The organism is Nocardiopsis sp. N85 (assembly GCF_028882275.1).
Taxonomy (GTDB): Bacteria; Actinomycetota; Actinomycetes; order Streptosporangiales; family Streptosporangiaceae; genus Nocardiopsis; species Nocardiopsis lambiniae.
On the sequence record NZ_JARBUT010000008.1, the window covers coordinates 237,289 to 261,765 of the forward strand.

Consider the following 24,477-nt stretch of genomic DNA (forward strand, 5'->3'; position numbering starts at 1 on the left):
TGAGGTGGGGATCTCATGATTCAAGCCGGGCGCAGGGCTTCTGACAAGGGGTTCCGCGCAACCGGCGGTGGATCGTCCCGCTACATACCCGGGTGTCAGGAACACGGGTGGGGCGGTGATCCTCCGCACTCGGCGGAACCGGAGCGCCCCGGTCCCCATCCCACCACGGTGAGCGCCCGCCGGGGCCCGCGTCCCGTCACCGGAACGGGACGGGCGCGGAGAGAGCCGGAGGACGACATGTACGCGCAGCAGCCACCGCCACGGGTCTCGCCCTCGGAACTGCGCCCCGGCCGGTTCGGCTACTGGGCGGGGGGCGTCGTCATCGTGCTCGGCGGCATCGCAGGAGTGGTCGCCTTCGTCGTGTTCCTGCTCCAGGCGGTGGCCCTCCCGGACTTCACGGCACGGCTGCCGGGAGACGGCGAGGCGGTCTTCTCCCACACACCGGACGAGGAGGCGGCGGACATCGCGCTGTACTCCACCTCCCCCGTGAACGGGCCCTACGAATGCGAACTGTTCACGCCCAGCGGCGAGCCCACCGCATTCACGGACCCGGAGTTCCACCAGGAGGACTCGGAGTGGATGCTGGTCGGCGTGGCCTCCCCACAGGAGGCGGGCGAGTACACCCTGGTGTGCGAGGACCATCCGGACCACGCCTACGCCGTGGCACCGGTACCGGAGGACTTCGGCGTGATCGAGGACGTGGTGGGCACCCTGGCCTCCTTGTTCCTGTTCCCGCTGGCCGGTCTGGTGACCGGGCCGGCGCTCATCGTCTCCACGGCGGTGCGCCGCGGCCGCCACAAGAAGCGCCTGCTCGCCGAACGCGCCGGTCACCCCTACCGGGGATGAGCGGTCCCGGGCCGGCGGTCAGGGATCCTCGGGGAGGGTGGCCAAGGCGACGGTGAGGGCGACCCTCGCCCGCGGTTCGTGCAATCGCAGATCGGTGACGCCGCGCAGGCGGCGCAGCCGGTAGCGGACCGTGTTGGGGTGCACGCCGAGCAGTTCGGCCGCGGCGCCCAGGTCCCCGTGGGCGTACAGCCAGGCCCGCAGGGTGCGGGTGTAGTCGGTCCCGTGGTCGGAGTCGTGGCGGGCCAGCACCGCCACCGGGTTGCGGCCCGGCAACCGGCCGGCCTCGGCCACCAGGCGCAGGCGGCGCAGCAGGACGGCGTCCCAGGCGTCGTCGTACACCACCGGAGCGCCGTCCCCGGCCAGGGTCAGGCACTCGTCGGCCTCCCGACGGCTGTCGGGCAGGTCGCCGGCGTCGGCCGCGCCGCCCACCCCCGCGGTCACCCCCGGGTGTCCGGGCAACCCGCGCACGGTGGCGCGGACCCACTCCAGGGCCGGGGCGATCTCCCCGCCGCACGGCAGCACCGTGTAGACGGTGGTCCCCAGCAGGGTGCTGCGGCCCGGCCGTGACCACCCGAATCCGGTGGTGACCTGCTCGAACAGGTGCAGGACGGCGGCGTCGGGCGCCTGGGCCCGAGCGTGCAGGGCGATGACCCGCAGCCCTTCGACGGGCAGGCCGATCCGACCGACGGCCCGCTCCGGATCGCCCGCCCCCTCCAGGAGGTCGATGACCGATTCCGACTCCACCTGGCGTTCCAGGTCGCTGCTCACCCGGGCCCGCAACATGTGCAGACCCACCGTGCGGGCGCCCTCGTTGAGCGCCCGCGCGCGTTCGGGGTCCAGGGGCGCGTCGCCCACCGCCCACAGCGAGCCGAGGAGTTCGCGCCCCACCCGGACGGGCGCTACCGTGCGTCCGCCCATGCCGAACTCCGGCAGCGCGGGCACGTGGAGTGGGCCGTCGGCCGCGACCAGGCGGGCGGCCACCCCGTCGGCCTCCAGCCGGGCGCGGATCTCGGCGGGTACCCGGCGGGCGATGACGGTGTCGCGGCGGGCCCGGTCGGTGTCGGCCTGGTCCGTGGAGTAGGCGATCACCCGGGCGGCCCGGTCCTCGATCGTGACGGGCGCGCCGACCTCGGCCGCGATGGTGTCGGCGAGGGCGAACAGGTCGCTGGGGCCGCGCCCGGACTCGGTCTCGCGGCCCTCCAGGACCAGGCCGTAGACGATGCCCGAGATCTGGCTCCAGGAGACGGCCGGTTCGACCACGACCATGGCGATGTCGTGGTCGCGCAGAGCGGCTCGCACGCCGGCCTCGGGACCGATCGCGGAGCGGACGATGACGACGACCGCGCGGGCCTGTCCGGCCAGGCGCAGGGCGGTGTCGGCGGAGTCGACGCCCACCGCGAGGAAGACGTCGCCCAGGGGCGGGGCGTCATCGGTGGGATCGTGCATGGCGACGCTGCGCAGTTCCCTTCGTCGCAGGTCACCGCTGCCGATCAGATGGGCGCCGTAGCCGCCCAGGACGTTGACGAGCCGGTCGAGGTTGATCATCGCCCCGCCTTCCCCATTGTCGAGAGGCGACAAGAACGAACATCGTGATTGTCGTTTCACGATAGCCGTTCGGCGATCGCCGGTGGACACACTCTGATCGAGGGACAGCACCCCCGGCCCTCGCGTGCTCTCATCCGCGCCACGGACGCCAGGTCCGTGGCGCGTGTTCGTGAAGACAAGGAACGTCCCATGCACAAGACCACCGACCCATGGCTGACCCGGGAGGCGTACGAGCGGCTCAAGGAGGAGCTCCGGGTGCTGAGCGCCCTCCCCGACGACGGCCCCGGACCGGGTTCCGGGGCGGACGGGGGCGCGGGGGGCACCATCCCCGCGCCCCGCTACATTCACGACCCGGCCGTGCGCCGGGCTCGGGTGCAGACGATCGAACGGCTGCTGCGCGAGGCCGTGGTGGAGGAGGCGGCGCCCGACGACGGGATCGCCGCGCCCGGCAAGGTGCTGACGATCCGCTACGACGGCGAGGAGGACATCGAGGAGTTCCTGCTCGGCGTGCGGGACGCCTCGGTCGCGGACGCGATGACGGTGTACTCGCCCCAGTCGCCGCTGGGCGCCTCACTGCTGGGGGCCGCGCGAGGCGAGCGGCGCACCTTCGCCTCTCCGCGCGGCGCGGTGATCGGGGTGACGCTCGTGGACGCGGCCCCGTACCGTTCGACGCGCTGACCCCGTCCGGGGCGGTCGACCACGCGACCGCCCCGGACGGCACCGGGCCCTCCTGCGCGTGCGTCCGCGTCCACGGGCACGAGCGGAGCGCGCCGATCCGCCCCCGGATCGCGGTCTCCTTCGGAGCCCGCTCGAACCGACCGGGACCGTCCCCTCCGTCGACCGGCGGCCCCTCGACCCGTACACGCGGACGCGCGAACCGGCTCGATCCCCGTCCCACGCCCCCTTTCCGGGCACCGGCCCATAGGATGCGACGCATGGGTCAGGAGCAGGGGACGGCGCGCACCGCGTTGCTCTCCTTCGGGCTGACCTCGTTGTTCACCGCGCTCCTGTGGCGGGAATGGGCGTGGGCGATCGAGGACTCCGCCCTGCCCCGGGGCGTCACACTGATCGCGGCCTGCGGTTACCTGCTCGGCTGCGCCGCCCTCGCCCCCGCCGCGCCCCTGCTCCGATGGACGGCGCGGATCGCCGTGTGCGCCCTGCTCATCGCGCTCGGGTGCGGCCTGGTCGCCGCGGTCGGACCCGAACACGCGTGGATCACCATGTTCGGCCTGGCCGCCTGCGCGGCCGTCCTGCCCCTGCCCCTCTCCCTGGGCGCCACCGCCCTGGTCCTGGCCGGTGTCGGCGCGGCCTCGTCGGCCACCGGAGGGGCCGAGGCGCGGGTGGGAGACCTGGTCATCATCGCGTCGGTGTCCGTGGCCACCGCCCTGGCCGTGCGGCTGGTGGAGGCCAACGCCGAACTGCGGCGCGGCCGCGACCAGGCCGCCCAGCTCGCGGTGCTGCGCGAACGCGAACGCCTCTCCCGCGACCTGCACGACCTGTTGGGCCACAGCCTCACCACCATCGTGGTCAAGGCCGGGGCGGGCCGTCGGATCCTGGAGACCACCGGCGACACCGCGCGGGCGGTCGCCGAACTGCGCGATCTGGAGGACCTGGGCCGGCGGTCGCTGACCGAGGTCCGCGAGGCCGTCTCCGGAGTTCGGAGGGTGGGCCTGGCCGGGGAGCTGCTGCGCGCCGAGGCGGTCCTGGCCGCAGCCGACATCGAACTGCGCGCCCCCGCCGTGGCCGAGACCGGGAACGACGAGGCGCTCGGCTACGCGGTGCGCGAGGCGATCACCAACGTGGTCCGTCACTCCCGCGCCTCCCGCGTGGAGATCACCACCGGGCCCGGGTGGGTGCGCGTCCGTGACGACGGGCACGCCGACCGGGTCGTCCCGGGCGGCGGACTGTCGGGGCTGGAACGCCGACTGGCCGAACGGGGCGGCGCGCTCACCCTCTCCCCCACCCCGGGCGGCGGCCTCACCGTCCGCGCCGAGGTGCCCGTCGACGAGAGCGGAGAACGGACATGATCCGGGTGCTGGTCGCCGACGACCAGGCGATGGTGCGCGGAGCCCTGGCCACCGTGCTCGACCTGGAGCCCGACATCGAGGTGGTGGCCCGGGTCGGTGACGGGGCCGGCGCGCTGGCCGAGGCCCGCCGGACGCTCCCCGACGTCGCGTTGTTGGACGTGCGGATGCCCGGTGGCGACGGTATCGAGGTGTGCGCCGAACTGGTCCGGACCCTGCCGGGGTGTCGGGTACTGATGTGCACGACGTTCGGCCGCCCCGGTTACCTGACCCGGGCGCTGCGCGCGGGGGCGGGCGGCTTCGTGGTCAAGGACGCCTCGCCCGAGGATCTGGTGGACGCCGTCCGCAGGGTGCACCGGGGACTGCGGGTGGTCGACCCGGATCTGGCCGTGGCCTCGCTGACGCACGGGACCAGCCCGTTGACCCCGCGCGAGCGCGAGGTGCTGGCCGCCGTTCTGCACGGCGGTGACGACGTGGCGTCCCTGGCCGGATCCCTCGGCATGAGCCAGGGGACACTGCGCAACCACCTGTCGTCGGCCATCGGGAAGACGGGTACGCGCACCCGGGCCGAGGCGGCCCGGGTGGCGGAGGAGCATGGCTGGCTCTGACCGCCTCACCCGGGCGCACTCGTCGACGGCTCGCCGGTCAGACGTCCCGTCGGCGGACCGCGCGGTCGGCGGCGAACAGGGCCGCCGCGCTCCAGACGACCAGGACCGCCGCGGCGGCCACCGGGTGGGGCCCGTGCGGGCCGGCGATACCGGCGACGGCGTGCAGGGCCTCCCCTGGCAGGAACGGCAGGAGCGCGCCGCCCCCGGGGATCCACCCGGCCAGGGTGGGCGCCGCCATCAGTGCCAGGGCCACCGTCACACCGCCCGCAGTCGAGCGGGACCACAGCGCCCCGGCCGTCGCCACCAGGGCGTGGAACGGCGCCATCAGAGCGGCCCCGCCCACCACGCGCCGGACCGCCGGATCCGCGACGTCCCACGAGGGCAGCCCCGCCACGGCCAGGACGACCCAGGAGACCAGCGCGGAGCCGACCGCCGCGACCAGGGCGACCATCCCGGTGATCGCGACCACGGTGGCCGCACGGGCGACCAGGACCCGCCCGCGCCTCGGGGTGACGGTGAACGTCGTGCGGATCATGCCGGTGGCGTACTCACCGCCCACGACGGCGGCGGCCAGGACGGTCAGTACCAACGCGGCGGCGTCCACGCCCAACAGCGCGGAGGTCAGCACGTCGAACGCGGGCTGTTCGGTCAGAGGGACCCCGGTGGTGGGTCCCATCGTCAGGCAGAACAGGGCGGCGACCACGAGCGCCAGTCCGACGGCGGCCAGGGCCGTCCGACGGTTGCGCGCCGACCCGGTCGCCTTCGTCCACTCGGCGGCCACGGCGGCACGTGTTCCGGTTCGGTGTTCGGCGGTGATCATCGCGCCGGCTCCCCTTCTCCGACCTCACGATCGGGCGTCGTCTTCCCCGTGCCCTCTCCGGTGAGGGACATGAAGGCGTCCTCCAGCCGGGCCCGGACCGGGATCAGCGCGTGCAGGACGATCCCGTGCGCGGCGGCCAGCTCGCCCACCCGGGCGGCGTCCGGGCCGGTCACGACCAGGCGGCCCGTCTCACCCGGCACCACGGTGGAACCCGCGTCGAGCAGTAGGGCGGCGAGCTCGGAGGGACGCGGTGTGGCCACCTCGACCCGCTCCCGTGCTCCGGCGGCCAGCTCGGCGACGCCGATGTCGGCGACCGGACGGCCCTTCGCGATGACCAGCACGTGATCGGCGGTCGCCTCCATCTCGTTCATCAGGTGGCTGGACAGCAGCACGGTGCGCCCCTCGTCGGCGAAGCCGCGCAGGAGTCGGCGCACCCAGACGATGCCCTCCGGGTCCAGCCCGTTGAGGGGTTCGTCCAGCACCAGGATCCCGGGGTCGCCCAGCAGCGCGGCGGCGATCCCCAACCGCTGACGCATCCCCAGGGACAGGTGGCGGATGCGGCGTCCGCCCAGACCCTCCAGCCCCACCAGGCCCAGTACCTCGGTCACCCGGGCACGGCCGATCCCGGCGGCGCGGGCCTGCCAGAGCAGGTGCCCGGCGGCGGTGAGCCCGAGGTCGACCGCGCCGGGATCGAGCAGCGCCCCGACCCGTCGGGTGGGCGCCGGGAGATCCCGGTAGGCGACCCCGTCGATGAGGGCGGCCCCGGACGTCGGGGCGTCCAGTCCCAGGAGCATCCGCAGGGTGGTGCTCTTGCCCGCCCCGTTCGGTCCCAGGAATCCGGTCACCCTGCCGGGCTCCACCCTGAAGGACAGTCCGTCCACGGCGACGGTGTCCCCGTACCGTTTCACGAGTTCCCGCGCGACGATCATCGCTTCCCCCTTCCGTCGGTCGGTCCTCTCCAGCCTGTCCCGGAAGCGGGCGGGGAACATGGTCCGTCCGTCAGGACCCGTCCATGACAGCCGTCACGGGTGTCCCGGAACACCGGAACGCCGGCACCGCCCGGAGGCGGCACCGGCTCGGACGGTGCGGAGGGTCGGCCGGCCGCGGTCGCCCCGGGGCGGACGCGGCCCCCGCCCTCCCGAGTGGAGAAGGTCTCCCGACCGGACGATGTCGCGGCGCGAGGGCGTCCACGGATCCCCGTCTCGCCGCCCTCGGCGGGGGGACGGGTGGGCGACGTCCGTTTCCGAGCCGAGGGCCCGTGCGCGCACGCGCACGGGCCCTCGGCTCGTTCGGGTCGTTCGGGGAAGGGGTCAGTACCCGGGGCCCTGACCGGGAACGGTCGGGTACCCGGGCCCCTGGCCGGGCGCCGGCGGGTACCCGGGGCCCTGACCGGGGCCCTGGCCGGGCGCCGGCGGGTACTGGCCGGGGATCTGACCGAGGCCCTGGCCGGGCGCCGGCGGGTACTGGCCGGGGATCTGACCGAGGGCCGGGTGCTGCGGGCCGCCGTACGGAGGCTGCGGCGGCACGTATCCGGGGTCCGTCTGCGCGAACCACTCCTTGGCCGGCACTCCCTCCACGAAGACGATGACGATGATGACCAGCACGATGCCGAGGAACGGGTTGCCGGAGTCGGTGAAGTAGCCGATGGCGCCGTTGACCAGCGCGATGCCCGCCACGATCCGCAGCAGGGTCTGGGCCCGGGTCCCGCCCTTGCCCATCTGGGTGATCACGTAGATCTCGAAGGCGGTGATCGCCAGCCCGAGGAGGAGGACCGCCACGATCACGCCGAGGCCCATGCCCATCTCCGCCTGGGCTTGGGCCTGGAGCTCCGGGTCACCGGCGCCCAGGGCACCGATCGCGGTGATACCGAGGAAGGCGATCCCGTAGACGATGACGGCCAGGACCGCCCGAATGATCAGGATGATCCGTACGGCTTTGAGGGAGGTCGGCATCGGCGGCGGACCGTAGGAGGGCGCCGGGGGATAGGGGGTCACAAGAACTCCTCGTTCAAGGGTGTGTCCGTGCCCCGCCGCGAGCCGTCGTGTTCATCAGGTGACGGGGTCATCACGCACATGGGACGCGCCCGGATGACACCCGGTTCCCCTTTCCCCTCACATCGCTCACATCAGGAGGCCTCGGACCGTCCTGCGGCCGCCAGGTGCTCGGTGAGGAAGGCATCGATGCGCCGCCAGGCGTCGACGGCCGACTCCGGGTGCGGACCGGTCTTCTGCGCGCGGAACACGGCCCGCATGATCCGCGGCCCGTTGGGCGCCTCGTTGAGGAAGGAGTGGCCCGCGTCGGGGTACTCCTTGACGTCGTTGACGATCCCGGCGGCGTCCAGGGTGGTGCGCAGCCGGTCGGCGGCTCCGCGCAGACCGCCGTCGAGGGCGCCGAAACTGCCGACGACCGGACAGGCACGGTCCACGACGCGGTCGAGGTTCCGGGGGGTGAACCCGTAGTTGACGGCGGAGGCGTCGAAGTCGGCGACGGTCGCGAGGGCGAACCCGCCGCCCATGCAGAACCCGACCACGCCGACCCGGCCGGTGCAGTCGTCGCGGTCGAGGAGCCAACGACGGGCGGCCGCGATGTCCACGATGGCGCGTCCGCGCCCGGAACGCATGGCCAGCACCACCTTGAGGACACAGCGGGCCATGCCGCCCTCGCTGTACAGGTCCGGGACGATGGTGAGGTAGCCGAGCCGGGCCAGCCGGTCGGCGTGTGCGCGCATCTGGTCGTCGACGCCCCAGGCCTCGTGGGTGACGACGACGCCGGGCCAGGGGCCCTCTCCCTCGGGAACGGCGATGTAGGCGCGCAGGTGGGGCGAGCCCGGTGTGTCCCGGGTGTACTCGCCGAGATCGATGTCCGGCACGGTGCCTCCTCGGTACTGCCCCCGGAATCGCCTACACCCTAGGGTGTCCGGGCCTCCCCGACCACGGTCGGGGTCGTCCCGCCGCTCGGGCGGAAAGTGATCTGGATCACGTAACCCCTCCCTCACCACGGGGAACACCCGCCCCACCCCCTGCGAGTGAGAGCACCCTGCGTTACCGGGGTTGACCGATCCGTTGCTCAATGATCGTTTAGTGCCAGTTCTCCACACCCGCTACCTCTGAGGAGACACCCGATGATCGACCGCAGGCACTTCCTCGGCGGCCTCTCCGCGGCCGCCGGCGCCCCGCTCCTCCTGGGCACGCTCGGCTGCGCGCCCCGGGCATCGACGGCGGACCTGACCTCGTCCTCCGCCACAGCCAACCCGGGAGCGCTCCCAGTGAGCGTTCGGAACGAGACCGGACGGTTCTCCGACGGCGAGGTCCTCGCCTACGTGATCGGCACCGACCTGACCACCGGACGGCACAGCCGGGTCGACGCCAACGGGGTACCCCACCCCGTGAGCCTCGACGACAACGGCGACGACGGCTACGCCGACTACGGGATCCCGCTGCCCGACCTGGCCGGGATGACGCTGCCGTACATGTCCGGGCGGATCTACCTCGCCCTCGGCGGCAGGCTCCACATCCGCATCGTCGTCGACGGTGACGGCAACCCGGCCCCGCAGCTCCCCGCCGGCTGGGTGGAGGGCTCCCCCGGGTTCGACGTCCTGCACGACACCGTCGAGTTCACCCACAACGACGCCGGGATGTTCTGCAACACCAGCATGGTCGACCAGTTCAGCGTGCCGATCGGCATCCGCCTGGTCGGCGATGCCGACCAGACCACCGGCACGTTCCGCCCCGGCGGTCGCGAGGCCGTGTTCCGGGCCCTGTCGGCCGACCCCGTGTTCTCGTCCCTGGTGTACGACGACCTGCGGATCATCTCCCCCGGTCACGGCTTGGACGCGGGGCTGTTCCCCGCCGATTTCTACGACCCCTACATCGACCGGGTGTGGTCGCACTACGCCGGTACCGACCTCACCGTGACCACCAACGCCGGGACGTTCACCGGCCGGGTCCAGGGGGACCGGTTCGTGTTCGACGGCGGGGTGCGCGCCTTCGACCGCCCCTCGACCCGTGACGTGTTCTTCTGCGACGGCTCGCTGAACGCCCCCAACGACGGGATCGGCGGTCCCGTCGCCGCGATCCTGGGGGCCGCGCTCAACCGGTCCACGCTGTTGACCTCGGCGAGCCAGCCCACCACCGACCCCGCCGGTTTCTACCGGGACGAGGTCGCCAACCGGTACGCGGCGGTCTTCCACGAGAACACCGTGGACGGTAGGGCCTACGGGTTCGCCTTCGACGACGTGGCGGACTTCGCCTCCTACATCCAGGACCACGGGCCGCAGCGACTGGAGGTCACCCTGACCGCCTTCTGAGGGGCCCTCCGCGCCGAGGGATCCCCGGGGCTCCCATGCCGGTCGCGCCGGTCCGGGACCGCCGGTGCCCGCCGCGACCGGCATCGCGGCGGGCACCGGGCTCAGTCTTGCGCGTCCCGCTCGGAACGGGCGCGGACGACCTCCACGATCGCGGAGAAGTCGCGCCCGGCCCCGCCGTTCTCGGCGAACCCCGCGTACACCTCGGCCGCACGGGAGCCGATCTCGGCCACCGTCCCGGTGTCGCGCAGCGCGTTGACCGCCAGCCCCAGGTCCTTGGCCATCAGTGACGCCGCGAAGCCGGGCCGGTAGTCGTCGTTGGCCGGGCTGGTCGGCACCGGCCCGGGGACCGGGCAGTAGGTGGTGAGCGACCAGCACTGCGCCGACGCCGTGGACATCACGTCGTACAGCGCCTCGTGGGTCAGACCGAGCCGCTCGCCGAGCACGAACGCCTCGCTCACCGCGATCATCGACGACGCCAGCACCATGTTGTTGCAGACCTTGGCGGCCTGGCCGCCCCCCGCCCCACCGCAGTGCACGATCCGGCCGCCCATGACCGCCAGGACCGGTTCGGCCTCGGCGAACACCTCGTCCCGTGCGCCGACCATGAAGGTGAGGGTCCCGGCGGTCGCGCCCACCACCCCGCCGGACACCGGGGCGTCGACCGCCCGGTGCCCGGCGGCCTCCGCCTCGTCGGCGGCCGTGCGGGCGTCGGCCACGTCCACGGTGGAGCAGTCGACGAACAGGGTCCCGGGCCGGGCGGAGGAGATCAGGCCGGGGGCGTCGGCGACGCCCCGGTAGGCGGCCAGCAGGTGGCGTCCGCTCGGCAGCATGGTGATGACGACGTCGGCGCCGGCGACCGCCTCGGCCGCCGACCCCGCAGGGCGCACCCCGGAGGCCACGGCCTTGGCGAGCGCTTCGGCCGACAGGTCGAACCCGGTCACCTCGTGCCCGGCCCGGACCAGGTTGACCGCCATGGGGCCGCCCATGTTCCCGAGCCCGACGAATCCGATCAGGGTCATCGCGTGCCTCCGTCGTCGAAGAGGTCGGCCAGGCCCAGGGGGCCGTCGGGGGCCGGGAGGAAGTGGCGGGCCACGTCCTCGTCGGTGACCCCCTCCAGGGTGTCCGGCACCCACTTGGGGTTCCGGTCCTTGTCGATGACCTGGGCGCGGATCCCCTCGACCAGGTCGGGTGAGGACAGCGTCGCGAAGGAGACCCGGTACTCCTGTTCCAGGACCGTCTCCAGGTCGGGGAGCCCCCGGGCCCGCCGCAACGCCGCCAGGGTGGTCTTCACCGAGGTCGGCGACTTCGCGAGGATCGTGGCCGCGGCCGTGGCCGCCGCCGGGTCGCCGTGGTCGCGCAGCCGCGCCACGATCTCCTCGGCGGTGTCGGCGGTGTAACAGGCGTCGACCCACCGGAGGCCGGGCAGGGTCGGTGCGGGCGCGGTCTCGGCGAACCGGCCCACCGCGTCCGCCACGTCGGCCGCCGAGACGACCTCGGTGAGGGCGACGGCCAGGTCGGACAGGCGATCGGCGGGCACGAAGTGGTCGGCCAGGCCGAGGGCGATGGCGTCGCCCGCGTCCGCCGAACCCGCCGTGAGCGCCAGGTGGGTGCCCGATTCCCTGGGCGCCCGGGACAACAGGTAGGTGCCGCCCACGTCGGGCACGAACCCGATGGTGGTCTCCGGCATGCCCACGACCGAGCGCTCGGTGACGATACGGACCGAACCGTGCGCGGACACGCCGACCCCGCCGCCCATGACCACACCGTCCATGAACGCCACGTACGGCTTGGGGTAACGCGAGATTTGCGCGTTGAGCAGGTACTCGTCGCGCCAGAACGCGGCGGCCGCCCGGTCGCCCTCGCGGGCACTGGCGGAGATGGCGCGGATGTCGCCGCCGGCGCACAGGCCGCGCTCCCCCGCGCCGTCGATGAGCACGGCGACGACGGCGTCGTCGTCCGCCCAGGCGGTGAGGGCCGTGCGCAGGGCTGTGACCATGTCGTGGTCCAGGGCGTTGATGGCCCGCGGACGGTTCAGGGTGATGCGGCCGAGTCGTCCCTCGACCCGGACCAGGACCTTCTCCTCGGTGGTGGACATCAGGCGGCCCCGGTCAGTCCGCGAGCGATGATCAGGCTCATGATCTCGTTGGTCCCTTCCAGGATTCGGTGCACCCTCAGGTCGCGCACGATCTTCTCAATGCCGTATTCCGTGAGGTATCCGTAGCCCCCGTGCAGCTGCAACGCCTGGTCGGCCACGGTGAACCCGACGTCGGTGGCGAACCGCTTGGCCATCGCGCACAGGTGCGCGGCGTCGGGATCGCCGTCGTCCAGGGCCCGGGCGGCCCGCCACACCAGGGAGCGGGCGGCCTCCAGTTCGGTGGCCATCTCGGCCAACCGGAACCGCAGGGCCTGGGCGTTGATGAGCGGCCCGCCGAACGCCCGCCGGTCGCCCAGGTAGGCGGTGGCGGCCTCCAACGCGGCGGTGGCACCGCCCAGGGAGCAGGCCGCGATGCCCAACCGGCCGCCGTTGAGTCCGTTCATGGCGATCCGGAAGCCGTCGCCCTCCGCGCCGAGGAGGCGGTCGGCGGGCGACCGCACGCCGTCGAGGACGACCTGCCGGGTGGGCTGGGCGTTCCAGCCCATCTTGGCCTCGTTGCCGCCGAAGGACAGCCCGGGATCGTCGCGGTCCACGATGAACGCCGACACCCCCGAGGGGCCGGGACCCCCGGTACGGGCCATGACGATGTAGAGGCCGGACACCCCGGCGCCGGAGATGAACTGCTTGGTGCCGGTGAGCACGTGGTCCCCGCCGTCGGGTACCGCCCGGGTGCTCAGGGCGGCCGCGTCGGAGCCCGCGCCCGGTTCGGTCAGGCAGTAGCTGCCCAGCACGTCCATGGAGCACAGGCCCGGCAGCAGGCGTGCTCGCTGGGCGGCGTCGCCGTAGCGGTCGATCATCCAGGCGACCATGTTGTGAATGGACAGGTAGGCGGCCACGGACGGGCAGCCCGTGGCCAGCGCCTCGAAGACGAGGACGCCGTCGAGCCTGCTCAGGCCCGACCCGCCCGCGTCCTCGCGGACGTAGACCCCGCCCATGCCCATGCCGGCGGCCTTGCGGAGCACGTCCACGGGGAAGTGCTTGGCCTGGTCCCACTCGACGGCGTACGGGGCCAGGTGCTCGCGGGCGAAGTCGCGGGCCGCCTCGACCAGGGCCGTCTGGTCCTCGGTGAGCGTCGTCACGACCGTCACCGCATCACGGGGATGGTGAAGGACGCGCCTTCGCGGATCCCCGAAGGCCAGCGCGAGGTGACGGTCTTCGTGCGGGTGTGGAACCGGATGGAGTCGGGTCCGTGCTGGTTGAGGTCGCCGAACGCGGACCGCTTCCAGCCGCCGAAGGTGTGGTAGGCGACCGGTACCGGGATGGGCACGTTGACGCCGACCATGCCGGTGTCCACGCGGTGCGAGAAGTCGCGGGCGGTATCGCCGTCGCGGGTGAAGATGGCGACGCCGTTGCCGTACTCATGACCGTTGACCAGTGCCAGCGCCTCCTCGTAGTCGGCGGCGCGCACCACCGACAGCACCGGGCCGAAGATCTCCTCACGGTGGATCCGCATGTCCGGGGTGACCCGGTCGAACAGGGTGGCCCCGACGAAGTAGCCGTCCTCGAACCCGGGAACGGTGTGACCGCGACCGTCCACGACCAGCTCGGCGCCCTCCTCGACACCGAGGTCGACGTAGCCGGTGACCCGGTCGCGGGCGTCCGCGCTCACCAGGGGGCCGAAGTCCGCCCGCGGGTCGTGCGAGGGGCCCACCCGGAGGTCGGCGATGCGCTCCTTGAGCCGGGAGACCAGGGCGTCGGCGGTCTCCTCGCCGACGGGGACCGCCACCGATACCGCCATGCAACGTTCGCCGGCCGAACCGTACCCGGCGCCGATCAGGGCGTCCACCGCCTGGTCGAGGTCGGCGTCGGGCATGACCACCATGTGGTTCTTGGCACCGCCGAAGCACTGGGCGCGCTTGCCGTGCGCGGTTGCGGTGGAGTACACGTACTCGGCGATCGGGGTGGAGCCCACGAATCCGACCGCGGCCACGCGCGGGTCGGTGAGCAGGGTGTCCACCGTCTCCTTGCCGCCGTTGACGACGTTGAGGACGCCCGGCGGCAGCCCCGCCTCGGCGAACAGCTCGGCCAGGCGCAACGGCACGGACGGGTCGCGTTCGGAGGGCTTGAGGATGAAGGCGTTACCGCAGGCCAGCGAGGGGGCCGCCTGCCAGAGCGGGATCATCGCCGGAAAGTTGAAGGGGGTGATGCCCGCGACGACGCCCAGCGGCTGCCGGAGCGAGTGGACGTCGATGCCGGTTCCGGCGTCATCGCTGAACTCGCCCTTGATCAGGTGCGGGATGCCCGCCGCGAACTCGACCACCTCCAGTCCGCGCTGGAGGTCGCCGTGGGCGTCGGGGACGGTCTTGCCGTGCTCGGCCGACAGCAGGCGGGCGATCTCGTCCCGCTCGGACTCGACCAGCTGGAGGAACCGGAGGAGGACCCGGGCGCGGCGCTGCGGGTTCCAGGAACCCCACTCGACCTGGGCGGCGACCGCGTCGGCGATGACCGACTCCGTCTCGGCCCGGTCGGCCAGGGGGACCCTGGCCTGGACCTTCCCGGTATTGGGGTCGAAGACGTCCCCGAAGGTCGTCGAACGACCGGGGGAACGTTCCCCGTGAACGAAGTGCGTCAGGACACGGACCATGGGACACCGGCTCTCTTGTGGAGGTCATGGAGGCGAGGCATGGGAGGAGGCATGCGGAACGGGGGCCGTGTGCGGTGGTACGGCCGACCGCCACCCCGAGGGTGGTGGGGTGGTGGGTTCAGTGATGCCGTCGCGTCGCCCGCCATGGGCGGGTCGTCCGGGCGCGGTGCGTCGTCATGCGTGTTCGCTCCATCCTCGTGGACCGCACGTACTCGAAAACCGCGGCCGGTATCCTGACTCCCGGTTCTGCGCGCCTCCCCCGCCTTCCCGGTTCGCACCAGTGGCGTCGTGAGGGATCGCTCCCCGGTCACAGTGGCGGGACCGTGCCGGATTCTCACCGGCTTCCCTGACACCGCGGCCTTGCGCCCCCACCATATAGTTGGACGTCCAAGTAAATCCAGGGTCGTGCCGTCGGAATTTCCGAGCCCTGCGGCGCGGGGCGCCGGCCGTCCTCCCGGAAGCGGTCCGGGAGGTCGTCGAGCCGGGCCGGCTCCGCCTCCCGTTGCTGGAACCGAGAGGTACGCCGGGGCAGGAGGCGCACGGCAGGGCGTTCCGTCCGGCCGACGCCCGGGGCACCCCGCGCGCCGCCGATCCGGATGCCGGCGCCGCGACCGTGGCCGTGGGATCTGCTACGACACCGCCTCGGAGACGGTCGTCGCGTCGTTGGTCCCCGGGAGCGGCTGGAGCGCGCCAACGGCGATCTGCGCACCGGGGCCCTCGTCGTCCAGGAGTTCAACGGTCGGCCCGTGGGCGGCCTGCTCATATCCATCGGCCTGTTCGCGCCGTTCGTGCTCAACGTCGCCGCGCTGCTCATATCGGTCCTGGCCTTGGCCCGGGTGCGCGTGGTGGACCCGAACGGGGAGGCCCCGACCCGCGAACGACGAGGGTCGCGAGGCGTCGACGCCGACCTCACCGAAGGGGTACGGGCCATCCTGGAGCAGCCGCTGCTGCGACCGGTCGCGGGCATCGCCCTGTTCGTCAACGGGTGCCACGCCACCGCCCCGTCCACCCAGGTGCTGTTCGTCCGGGACGTGCTCGACCCGGGGCCGGCCGGGTTCGGCCTGCTCATGGCGTTCGCCGCGGTCGGCGGGGTCATCGGCGGGCAGTCGGTGTCCTTCCCGCGGTCGGTGCTTGCGCCCGGAACCCTGCCGGTGGTCTGTCTGACCGCGACGAGCCTGGTCCACTGCGTGGTCGCGGCGCTTCCCCTGACCCCGGTGGTCGCCGTCGGCCACCTCGTGACCAGCGGGCTCATCCTCGACTACGCGGTGGCGATGGTCTCCATCCGCCAGCGGATCACCCCCGACCGGCTTCTCGGGAGGGTCAACGCCGCCATGCACACGGTGAGCCGGGGTGTCAGCGCCCTGGGCATGGCGGCGGGCGGGGTGATGGTCGCCGTCCTCACCCCGCTGACGGGACACGAGGGCGCGTTACGCGCCCCCTATGTCCTCCTCGGTGCGGTCGGTCTGGTCGTCGTCGTGTTCTTCGGCCGCAGGCTCACCCGCCTGATACGCGAATACGACGTGTGAACCCCTCCTCCGGCCTGTTCCGCGGATGCCCGCCCTGCTGCGCGACGCACCGGCTCGCCCGCCCGTCACCCGACGGCACCTTCTCTCGCGGCGTTCTCATCGGTCGACGGGAGAGCCGACTCCTTCCTCGGCCTTGCGATGAACGCACCGGAACCCCCGCCCGTCCACCCTCGGAAGGTCCGCGAAGGACGGCCCGCGGCGGACGACCTTCCTTTCGCGACGGGCGGCATCCACGGAACACGGCCTAGCGGGCCCCGCCGCTCAGCGGCCCCAGGAGCGTGTAGGCCTCGTCCATACGGTCGGGGAAGACGTCCGGGCTCTGGGCCAGCCGCATCGCGGTCAGCTCGCAGGCCATCGCGATGTGCGAGGCCAGGACCGCCACGTTCTCAGGGGCGCCCACCTCCATCAACGCCCCCGCCAGACGGGTGGCCCGTTGCTGACGGGTGAGCAGATAACGGGAGCGCAGGTCGGTGCTCTCACGGAGCAGGCGGACCAGGACGGCCGAATGGGCCGGGGACAGCGAGGAGTGGGGGCGGGTGGCGACGCACGCCTCTCGGAGCAGTTCGATGGCGGCACCCAGGTCGTCGCCCAGGGGGCTGGGGGCCTTGTCCCGCACGTAGGAGCACAGGCGTTCGACCTCGGCCCCCTCCTCGGCGAACAACACCTGTTGTTTGTCGCCGAAGTAGCGGAAGAAGGTCGTGCGGCCGACCTCGGCACGTTCGGCGATGGCCGCGACCGTGACGTTGTCGAATCCGTGCTCGGCGAAGAGCTGGAACGCCGCTGACACGATCATGGCCCGGGCCTTGCGACGTTTGCGAGCGTGAAGTGTGTCGGGGGGGTGATGCATGAGGCGGACCCTATCGAGTGGACCCGGTTCTGCCGGGGACGCAGGACCATTGGGACGGTAGTCCTGAAACGCCCCCTGAGGACCGGGAGAGCGGGAAGTCGTCTTGCCTGATTCGGGTTTCGGAACGCATCCGCACGGGCTCAGGCCCCGTCCCGTACGGTGATGCCGGTTGGGGCGGAATTTTATTGCAGAGCGACCCTGGTCTGACAACCGCTGTACCCCGATACATGAATCCGCCTGGCGCATAAGGTTTCCTACCACCTGGAGGTTATGACTCCCCCACGATGGTTTTTCCGGGTGCCACCAATTCACCACCCAAGGTAAATCGTTCGGGTTCCTAACTATTGAAGTCTCATCGATGACCGGAACCTCCCGTTCGGTCATGGGCCCCGGAATGTCCCCTCGCCGTGCGACAGTGATGTGACCTCTTTCACCGAGTGGAGCTGAACATGGCGTATTCACTGGTCATCGGCACGCGCAAGGGGTTGTTCACGGCCTCCGGCGAGAATCGTCGCGATTGGAGGATGACCGGGCCGCACCGGCTCGACAGCGCCGATCACGCGAGCATGAGCGCGGTGTACGCGGTGGGGATCGACCCGCACACCGGACGCGTCCTGGCCGGAGCGGAGAGCTCGCACTTCGGCCCGAGCGTCTGGTACAGCGACGACGGAGGCGCGAGCTGGCACGAACCCGAGTCCGCGCCCATCGTCTTCCCCGAGGACACCGACGCCTCGCTCACCCGGGTCTGGCAGTTCGCCTTCGGCGACACCCCCGGCACCGTCTACGCCGGAGTGGAACCGCACGCGCTGTTCCGTTCCACCGACGGCGGCCTGAGCTTCGAGCTCGTCCGCGCCCTGTGGGACCACCCGCACCGCGCCGACTGGTTCCCCGGTGCCGGCGGTGGGGCGGTGCACACGGTCCTGCCCGGGGTGGTGGGCGTCGGCGAACGCTCACCCGAGGCGATGACCGTGGCCATGTCCACCGGCGGGGTCTATCAGACCCGGGACGGCGGGACGAGCTGGGCGCCGGCCAACCGGGGCATCTCCGCGGGCTTCCTGCCCGAGGAGGAACCGGAGTACGGCCAGTGCGTGCACAAGGTGGCCCTGGCCGCCGATGGGTCGATGTACGCCCAGAACCACCACGGGGTCTACCGGTCCGACCGGCCCGCCGAAGAAGGGTGGCGGGCCGTCGAGAAGGGCCTGCCCGTCGACTTCGGGTTCGCGATGGTCGCCCACCCCCACAGGCCGGGGACGGCTTTGAACTTCCCCGTGATCAGCCAGGAGGTCCACCTGCCGCCGGACCACCGACTGGGCGTGTACCGGACCGAGGACGCGGGCGAGCGCTGGTCGCCGGCCGTCGAGGGTCTGCCGGAGGAACCGTACTTCGGCATCGTGCTGCGCGACGCGGCCTGTACCGACGGGGCCGAGGCTCCCGGCTTCTACTTCGGCACCCGCACCGGGGACGTGTACGCGGCCGACGACGGCGGGCCCTGGCACCGGGTGGCCGCCCACCTGCCGGACGTGCTCTGCGTGCGCGCGGTGGAGGTGTGAGATGGGCGTGACGGTCCACCTTCCCGGATTGTTGCGGGCGGACGCCGGGGGCGCCGCCCACCTGCCCGTGGACGTCGGCCCACCGGCGGTGCTGCGCGATGTGCTGGACACGCTGGTGGCGGAGCACCCCGGCCTGGACCGGCGCATCCGCGATGAGCAGGGGCGGTTGCGTCGTTACGTCAACGTGTTCGTGAACACCGACGAGTGCCGCGCGCTCGGGGGGTTGGACACACCGGTCCCGGAGGGCGCCGACATCCGTGTCCTGCCCTCCGTCGCCGGCGGTTAGGGCGCCTGGCGCGGCCCCCGGGCACCGTGAGGAGAAGCACCGTCGACCGCGAACCGCCGGTCCGTTGCCGACCGTGGGCGGTGAGCGGGGGCCACGGTCCGGCGGCGGCCGTACCTCCGCCCGGTGGTGACATGGTCGGCCGCACGGCGTCGGGCCGCTCGGCGCGGCGGCCGCGCCGTCCCCCGGGTGACGGCGCGGCCGGACGTCGACATGGGCGGCCGCACGGCGTCGAGGGCCCGGTCCCGAGGACGCCGCGGTCGGCACGGACCTCGAAGCCCCTCTCGCGTCCCTCCGATCGCGGTGGCCGTGACCGTGGCCGACCCCGGTGGTCAGTACGCGCGGGACGTCCGTGGTCGGCGGCGCATCGGCAGGGGGCGCAGGTGGGTGAGCAGGCGCCACAGCCACTCCAGGGGGCCGTACCGGAACCGGGCCGACCACAGGTGGGCGAAGACCAGCATCACGGCGAAGTACCCGGCGGCCAGGGCGTACTGGGCGAGCATGGGGATCCGTGTCTCCCAGGGGCCCATCACCAGGAGGAAGACGGCCGTGCCGCCCAGGTACACGGTGAGCGTCATGCGTCCCAGTGGGGCCAGGACCCCCAGCGCGCGGGCCGCCGCCCCGCGCCTGCGCACCGACCACCACACGAGCCCCAGGTAGAACAGGGCGCCGCCCAGGCCCATCAGGGTTCCGGCGACCGAGGTGAGCAGCCCCGCGGCGGGGTCCACCACGGGCATCCCTTCGGGACCGAGCACCGGCACGCCGTCGGCGTCGAACTCCATGGGGAACAACAGGTCGGAACCGAACATCACGGCGATCCCGAGGATCTGCCCGGCCAGGCCGGTCCACACCATGCCCGCGGGCAGCCGGGAGGGCTCCTCCGCCGTCGCCGGGTCCAGTTCGGGTCTGCGGGCCAGCCACACGCCGACACAGAAGAAGCCGAGGGTCTGCGGCACCAGCGGGAGCAGCACCGCCCATTCGCCGGACAGGGGGACCGCGTGCTCGACGAACGGCGCGATCGCGAGGGCGAACAGCGCCGCGATCAGCGGCCGGGTCCGGCCGCCCGCGAGCAGCAGGGGCATCAACGGCGCCAGGACCAGCGCGGTGACGGAGTAGTGGGTGAGGATGTCCCCGGAGAACACCAGCAGGTGCGGAACGCCGAACAGCAGCCCGAGCACCGCGTAACGACGCAGCATCACCACCATCGGTCGGTCCCCGCGCCGCTCCGCCGCCCGCCAGGCCAGCACCGCGCCGATGCCGAGCAGCACCATGAGCATCGCCCGCGCCTTGCCCGACATGAGCAGGGACAGCGCGCCGTTCACCACGGAGGTGAGGGTGTCCATCGGCCGGCCCCCCGCGCTCTCCGCCGAGAAGACGACGACGGTCACGTTCATCATGACCACGCCGATCATCGCCAGCGCCCGCGCGATGTCGAGGAACGCCACCCGCGTCCCCTCCGCCGTCGGCGGCCGCACCACCCCGATCGTCTCCGTCATCGAACCCCCCGTTCCATCCGCGTCGTTCGCGTCCGTCGCCCGGCACGGACCGGACGACCCTTCCAGACTCGCCCGCGCCCCCGCTCCGCGCATCGGCCGAAAGAGCGGGGTCCCGTCTCGTCCTTTCGGCGGAGGTCGGGCGAGGGGCGTCGATCTAGGCTGAGGCCATGCCGCTGAACAGGATCGTCGCCGTGCTCGGCGCACCTCGGGAAGGATGGCCCGCCCGGGCCCTCGTGGGGATCACGGCCGGGCTGCTCCTCCTGGCCGTGGTCGGGGACCTGCTCATGGTGTACGACAACCGGAACGCGACCGCCTGGCCGGGGCCGCCGCGGGGCCCCTGGGACCTGGCGCCCGCGATCTCCGGGGCGGTGGGCGGGGCGCTGGCGCTGACGGCGCTGCGGCCCCGGGCCGGGGCGACGGCGGTGGGCACGGCCGCACTGGCCGCCGCACTGGTCGTGACGGCGACGTCGGTGGCTCTGTGGCCCCTGCCCAAGGGGATGTTCGGGTACCCCATCGCCGTCTCGGAGGCCTTCGCCCTGTTCCTGGCGTTGGCCGTGGTGGGCCTGCGCTGCGGTCCCCGGTGGATCGGCGCGGTGGCGGTGACCGCCTTCCTGGCCGCCTCCTCCGATCAGCTGCGGGAGGGGGCGGGCGACACGGTCACCACGGCCCTGCTGATGGTCCTGGTGGGGCTGGCGCCCGGCCTGTACCTGCGGTGGCGCGGACACCAGCGGGAGTACCACGTCGAGCGGGCCCGGTCCCAGGAACGGCTGGCGGTCGCCCGCGACCTGCACGACGTGGTGGCCCACGAGGTCACCGGGATCGTCGTCCAGGCCCAGGCGCTGCGCCGGATCTCCGCCGACCGTCCGGAGACCGTGGTGCGGGCGCTGCCGGACATCGAGGCGGCCGGGATACGCGCCCTGGACTCCATGCGCGCCATGGTGTCCCGGCTCCGGGGGCCCGACGAGGTCCCCCTGATGTCCGATGTCGCGGACGGGCTGGCCCGGCTGGCGCAGGCCCCGGGCGGTCCCGGGGTCACCGTACGGGTCGAGGCTCCTCTGAGCGAGCTGTCCCCGGAGATCGGTACCGCGCTCCTGCGGATCGCACAGGAATCGGTCACCAACGCCCGGCGGCACGCGCGCGGCGCCACCCGGGTGGAGGTGGCGGTGACCGCGACCGGGGAGCGGGTGCGGATCACGGTACGCGACGACGGACGCGCCACCGGCGGCGGTGGCGGCGGTGGTTTCGGTCTGGTGGGCATGGCCGAGCGGGCCCGTCTGCTCGGCGGGGAGCTGACCGCGGGCCCGGCGGAACACGGCTGGGAGGTGAGCGCGCTGCTCCCGCGAAGGCCCTGTGGATAACCTCCGCGGCGACCCCGCGCAGGGCAGAGTGTAAGCAGAACGGGGGCACGGAATGGGCATTCGGGTGTTGCTGGCCGACGACCAGCAGATGGTGCGGACGGGGTTCCGCTACATGTTGGAGGCCGAGGACGGCATCGAGGTGGTCGGCGAGGCCGGCGACGGACTGGAGGCGGTCCGGCTCGCCCGGGAGTCACGCCCCGACGTCGTCCTCATGGACATCCGCATGCCGGGCATCGACGGCCTGGAGGCCACCCGCCGACTGGCCGGTCCAGGAGTGGAGGATCCGGTGAAGGTGGTCGTGGTGACCACCTTCGACCTGGACGAGTACGTGCACGCCGCGCTGTCGGCGGGCGCCGTCGGCTTCCTGCTCAAGGACGCCGGGGCGGCCTTGCTGGTGGAGGCGGTACGGGCCGCGGTCCGCGGGGACGCGCTGATCTCACCGGAGATCACGGTCCGGCTGATCCGGCACTTCACCGCCCCCGACCGGCCTGCGCGGATCCGTGACGACGGCGGCCTCACCCCACGGGAGCTGGAGATCGCCCGGGTCGTGGCGCGGGGCCGGACCAACACCGAGATCGCCGCACGGCTGCGGGTCACGGTGAGCACGGTGAAGACCCACCTGGCGAGCATCCAGGGCAAGCTGGGCACCCGCAACCGGGCCGAACTGGTGGCCTGGGCCTTCCGCAACGGACACGCGGAGTGAGCGACGCCCTCATGCCGATGTCGGGCGCATCCCCGCCCGAACCGCCCCGTCACCGCGTTCCCCCGATGCACGACCGTCCCGGAAGGCCGCCCTCACCGCCCGCGCACGGCGCGACCGGCACCTTCGTTCGGGTGGACCCGGCCCGGGCGGGCCGACGGGACCCCTCCGCCTCGGTCACCGGCGGCTTCACCCGGGAGGGGGCTTCCAGGCCGTGGAGCGGTCGGCGGGGCGGATCGGTTCCCCGGTCCGCCCCGTGCTCCGGGCCTGGTCCGACCCGGTCACCAGTTGGCGGGGGCGTAGTCCTTGAGGAAGCACCCGTGCAGGTCCTCGCCGCCCTCACCGCGGACGATGGGGTCGTACACGCGCGCGGCCCCGTCCTCCAGGTCCAGGGGCGCGTGGAACCCGGCCTCGGCCATCCGCTCCTTGTCGGGGTGGGGTCGCTCATCGGTGATCCACCCGGTGTCGACACTGGTCATGAGGATGCCGTCGGCCTCCAGCATCTCCTGTGCGCTGGTGCGGGTGAGCATGTTGAGCGCGGCCTTGGCCATGTTGGTGTGCGGGTGGCCCGGCCCCTTGTAACCGCGGCCGAACACCCCTTCCATCGCGGACACGTTGACGATGTAGGTGCGCCGCGCGGGCGAGGCGGCCAACGCCGGGCGCAGCCGGTCCACGAGGAGGAACGGGGCGGTCACGTTGCAGAGCTGCACTTCGAGCATCTCGACGGGTTCGATGTCGCCGATCCGGTCGGTCCAGCTGTTCTCCGGGGCCAGGTCGGGGAGCAGCCCGCCGGCGTCGATCGCGGTGCCGGCGCGCACCCGGTCCAGCGAAGCCGAACCGGTGGTGAGCGCCAGAGAGGTGAGCATCTCCGGCGTGAGGACGTTGCGGTCGAGCGCGTCGGCGGTCTCCAGGGCGCGCGGGCTCACCCCGCCCAGGACGAGAGGGCTCGGGAGGTGGTCCCCGACGAGCGGGTGCGATTCCGCCTCGATGAGCGGCCCGTAGGAGGCCGGTGAGCGCCGCACCGTCTGGGCGGCGTTGTTGATGAGGATGTCGAGCGGCCCCTGGGCGGTCACCTCATCGGCCAAGCGCAGGACCTGGGCGGGGTCGCGCAGGTCGATGCCGACGACCCGGAGTCGGTGCAACCACCGGTCGCTGTCGGGCATCGCGGAGAAGCGCCGGACGGCGTCGTTGGGGAACCGGGTCGTGATGGTGGTGTGCGCCCCGTCGCGCAGCAGACGCAGCGCGATGTACATGCCGATCTTGGCGCGCCCGCCGGTGAGCAGGGCCCGCCGGCCGGTGAGGTCGGTGCGGGCGTGACGGCGTTCCCTGTTGAAGGCGGCGCAGGTCGGGCACAGCTGGTGATAGAAGGAGTCGACCTCGCGGTACCTCTGCTTGCAGACGTAGCAGGCGCGCGCCTTGCGCAGCACACCGGCGAGTTCCCCGGGGGCGCCACCGCCGGTGAGGGCCCGCCCGTTGGTCTCGTCGTCGATGCGGTCGGGGGCGGCGGTCGCGGTCGCGGCGAACACGGCTTCGTCGTGGTCCTTGCGGGCCTTCCGGCGCTCTCTGCGGCGGTTCTCCTTGACCGCCTTGAAGAGCTTGGAGCAGGCCCGCTGGAGGTTGAGGGAGTCGGGGTGGTCACTGGGCAGGGAGCCGACCCGGGCGATCACCTCCAGGCACACGCGCATGTCCTCGACATCGATCGCGCCCGCCTCCTCCGGGGCGGTCGCCGTGTTCGTCTCCGTCATCACCGTTCACTCCACTGAGATGTCCCGTCGGCCCGACTCTCGGCCAACAGGAACCTTATGCGCACCGGCCCGGTACCCGGGTAC

Annotated in this window: 22 protein-coding genes and 1 riboswitch; of the genes, 10 read left to right on the forward strand and 12 right to left on the reverse strand. The window is 72.8% G+C overall.

Features of this window, described 5'->3' with window-relative positions:
* Nucleotides 1-237 precede the first annotated feature (237 nt).
* Complete coding sequence (locus tag PWG71_RS14065) at nucleotides 238-846, forward strand: hypothetical protein (protein WP_274810135.1); 609 nt, start codon at nucleotides 238-240, stop codon at nucleotides 844-846.
* Between the two features lie 18 nt (nucleotides 847-864).
* Here the strand turns inward: PWG71_RS14065 and PWG71_RS14070 are convergent, their stop codons facing one another.
* Complete coding sequence (locus tag PWG71_RS14070) at nucleotides 865-2,391, reverse strand: PucR family transcriptional regulator (protein WP_274810136.1); 1,527 nt, start codon at nucleotides 2,389-2,391, stop codon at nucleotides 865-867.
* Nucleotides 2,392-2,580: 189 nt separating this feature from the next.
* Here PWG71_RS14070 and PWG71_RS14075 point away from each other — a divergent pair, with 189 nt between their 5' ends.
* From PWG71_RS14075 to PWG71_RS14085, 3 genes are all read left to right on the forward strand, one after another.
* Nucleotides 2,581-3,069 (forward strand): GreA/GreB family elongation factor, encoded by a 489-nt coding sequence (locus PWG71_RS14075; RefSeq protein WP_274810137.1) that lies wholly within the window; start codon nucleotides 2,581-2,583, stop codon nucleotides 3,067-3,069.
* A gap of 257 nt (nucleotides 3,070-3,326) precedes the next feature.
* Entirely contained in the window at nucleotides 3,327-4,418 is a 1,092-nt protein-coding gene (locus PWG71_RS14080; protein ID WP_274810138.1) for a sensor histidine kinase, read from the forward strand.
* The gene (locus PWG71_RS14085; RefSeq protein WP_274810139.1) at nucleotides 4,415-5,023 is read left to right on the forward strand and encodes a response regulator transcription factor; all 609 of its coding nucleotides are present in this window, start codon (nucleotides 4,415-4,417) and stop codon (nucleotides 5,021-5,023) included. Before PWG71_RS14080 ends, PWG71_RS14085 begins: the two co-directional genes overlap by 4 nt.
* 37 nt (nucleotides 5,024-5,060) lie before the next feature.
* Here PWG71_RS14085 and PWG71_RS14090 read toward each other — a convergent pair whose 3' ends face one another.
* The 4 genes from PWG71_RS14090 to PWG71_RS14105 all read right to left on the reverse strand — a co-directional run bounded on the left by PWG71_RS14090 (nucleotide 5,061) and on the right by PWG71_RS14105 (nucleotide 8,712).
* Complete coding sequence (locus tag PWG71_RS14090) at nucleotides 5,061-5,843, reverse strand: ABC transporter (protein WP_274810140.1); 783 nt, start codon at nucleotides 5,841-5,843, stop codon at nucleotides 5,061-5,063.
* Nucleotides 5,840-6,772 carry an ABC transporter ATP-binding protein gene (locus PWG71_RS14095; RefSeq protein ID WP_274810141.1) on the reverse strand — a complete coding sequence of 311 codons (933 nt, stop codon included), beginning with the start codon at nucleotides 6,770-6,772 and terminating at the stop codon, nucleotides 5,840-5,842. Before PWG71_RS14095 ends, PWG71_RS14090 begins: the two co-directional genes overlap by 4 nt.
* A 381-nt stretch (nucleotides 6,773-7,153) precedes the next feature.
* Entirely contained in the window at nucleotides 7,154-7,837 is a 684-nt protein-coding gene (locus tag PWG71_RS14100) for a hypothetical protein (RefSeq protein ID WP_274810142.1), read from the reverse strand.
* Between the two features lie 131 nt (nucleotides 7,838-7,968).
* Nucleotides 7,969-8,712 carry a dienelactone hydrolase family protein gene (locus PWG71_RS14105; RefSeq protein ID WP_274810143.1) on the reverse strand — a complete coding sequence of 248 codons (744 nt, stop codon included), beginning with the start codon at nucleotides 8,710-8,712 and terminating at the stop codon, nucleotides 7,969-7,971.
* Nucleotides 8,713-8,964: 252 nt separating this feature from the next.
* Here PWG71_RS14105 and PWG71_RS14110 point away from each other — a divergent pair, with 252 nt between their 5' ends.
* Nucleotides 8,965-10,149, forward strand: a complete 1,185-nt coding sequence (locus tag PWG71_RS14110) for a beta-1,3-glucanase family protein (RefSeq protein WP_274810144.1) — start codon at nucleotides 8,965-8,967, stop codon at nucleotides 10,147-10,149.
* 101 nt (nucleotides 10,150-10,250) lie between these two features.
* Here PWG71_RS14110 and mmsB read toward each other — a convergent pair whose 3' ends face one another.
* The 4 genes from mmsB to PWG71_RS14130 are packed head-to-tail and all read right to left on the reverse strand — an operon-like array spanning nucleotide 10,251 to nucleotide 14,888.
* Nucleotides 10,251-11,168: a 3-hydroxyisobutyrate dehydrogenase gene (gene mmsB, locus PWG71_RS14115; protein ID WP_274810145.1), complete on the reverse strand. Its 918-nt coding sequence runs from the start codon at nucleotides 11,166-11,168 to the stop codon at nucleotides 10,251-10,253.
* A complete protein-coding gene (locus PWG71_RS14120) occupies nucleotides 11,165-12,244 on the reverse strand; it encodes an enoyl-CoA hydratase/isomerase family protein (protein ID WP_274810146.1) in 1,080 nt (359 codons plus the stop codon). The genes mmsB and PWG71_RS14120 overlap by 4 nt, the downstream gene beginning before the upstream one ends.
* Complete coding sequence (locus PWG71_RS14125) at nucleotides 12,244-13,383, reverse strand: acyl-CoA dehydrogenase family protein (protein WP_274810147.1); 1,140 nt, start codon at nucleotides 13,381-13,383, stop codon at nucleotides 12,244-12,246. The genes PWG71_RS14120 and PWG71_RS14125 overlap by 1 nt, the downstream gene beginning before the upstream one ends.
* 5 nt (nucleotides 13,384-13,388) lie before the next feature.
* A complete protein-coding gene (locus PWG71_RS14130) occupies nucleotides 13,389-14,888 on the reverse strand; it encodes a CoA-acylating methylmalonate-semialdehyde dehydrogenase (protein WP_274810148.1) in 1,500 nt (499 codons plus the stop codon).
* A gap of 206 nt (nucleotides 14,889-15,094) precedes the next feature.
* Nucleotides 15,095-15,279: riboswitch (cobalamin riboswitch) on the reverse strand.
* Between the two features lie 205 nt (nucleotides 15,280-15,484).
* On the opposite strand from PWG71_RS14130, the gene PWG71_RS14135 reads away from it, so the two are divergent.
* The gene (locus tag PWG71_RS14135) at nucleotides 15,485-16,414 is read left to right on the forward strand and encodes an MFS transporter (RefSeq protein ID WP_342455974.1); all 930 of its coding nucleotides are present in this window, start codon (nucleotides 15,485-15,487) and stop codon (nucleotides 16,412-16,414) included.
* A gap of 244 nt (nucleotides 16,415-16,658) precedes the next feature.
* Here the strand turns inward: PWG71_RS14135 and PWG71_RS14140 are convergent, their stop codons facing one another.
* Nucleotides 16,659-17,261, reverse strand: coding sequence for a TetR/AcrR family transcriptional regulator (locus PWG71_RS14140; RefSeq protein ID WP_274810149.1), 603 nt, complete (start codon nucleotides 17,259-17,261; stop codon nucleotides 16,659-16,661).
* A gap of 449 nt (nucleotides 17,262-17,710) precedes the next feature.
* Between PWG71_RS14140 and PWG71_RS14145 the strand changes: the two genes are divergently transcribed.
* Entirely contained in the window at nucleotides 17,711-18,811 is a 1,101-nt protein-coding gene (locus PWG71_RS14145) for a WD40/YVTN/BNR-like repeat-containing protein (protein WP_274810150.1), read from the forward strand.
* A 1-nt stretch (nucleotide 18,812) separates the two neighbouring features.
* Entirely contained in the window at nucleotides 18,813-19,097 is a 285-nt protein-coding gene (locus PWG71_RS14150; protein WP_274810151.1) for a ubiquitin-like small modifier protein 1, read from the forward strand.
* A 329-nt stretch (nucleotides 19,098-19,426) separates the two neighbouring features.
* On the opposite strand, the gene PWG71_RS14155 is transcribed toward PWG71_RS14150, so the two are convergent.
* Nucleotides 19,427-20,590: a DUF418 domain-containing protein gene (locus tag PWG71_RS14155; protein WP_274810152.1), complete on the reverse strand. Its 1,164-nt coding sequence runs from the start codon at nucleotides 20,588-20,590 to the stop codon at nucleotides 19,427-19,429.
* 167 nt (nucleotides 20,591-20,757) lie between these two features.
* On the opposite strand from PWG71_RS14155, the gene PWG71_RS14160 reads away from it, so the two are divergent.
* Nucleotides 20,758-21,948, forward strand: coding sequence for a sensor histidine kinase (locus PWG71_RS14160; RefSeq protein ID WP_274810153.1), 1,191 nt, complete (start codon nucleotides 20,758-20,760; stop codon nucleotides 21,946-21,948).
* Between the two features lie 52 nt (nucleotides 21,949-22,000).
* Complete coding sequence (locus PWG71_RS14165) at nucleotides 22,001-22,651, forward strand: response regulator (RefSeq protein ID WP_274810154.1); 651 nt, start codon at nucleotides 22,001-22,003, stop codon at nucleotides 22,649-22,651.
* Between the two features lie 278 nt (nucleotides 22,652-22,929).
* Here PWG71_RS14165 and PWG71_RS14170 read toward each other — a convergent pair whose 3' ends face one another.
* On the reverse strand, nucleotides 22,930-24,393 hold the full coding sequence (locus PWG71_RS14170) for an SDR family oxidoreductase (protein WP_274810155.1): 1,464 nt from the start codon (nucleotides 24,391-24,393) through the stop codon (nucleotides 22,930-22,932).
* Nucleotides 24,394-24,477 lie beyond the last annotated feature (84 nt).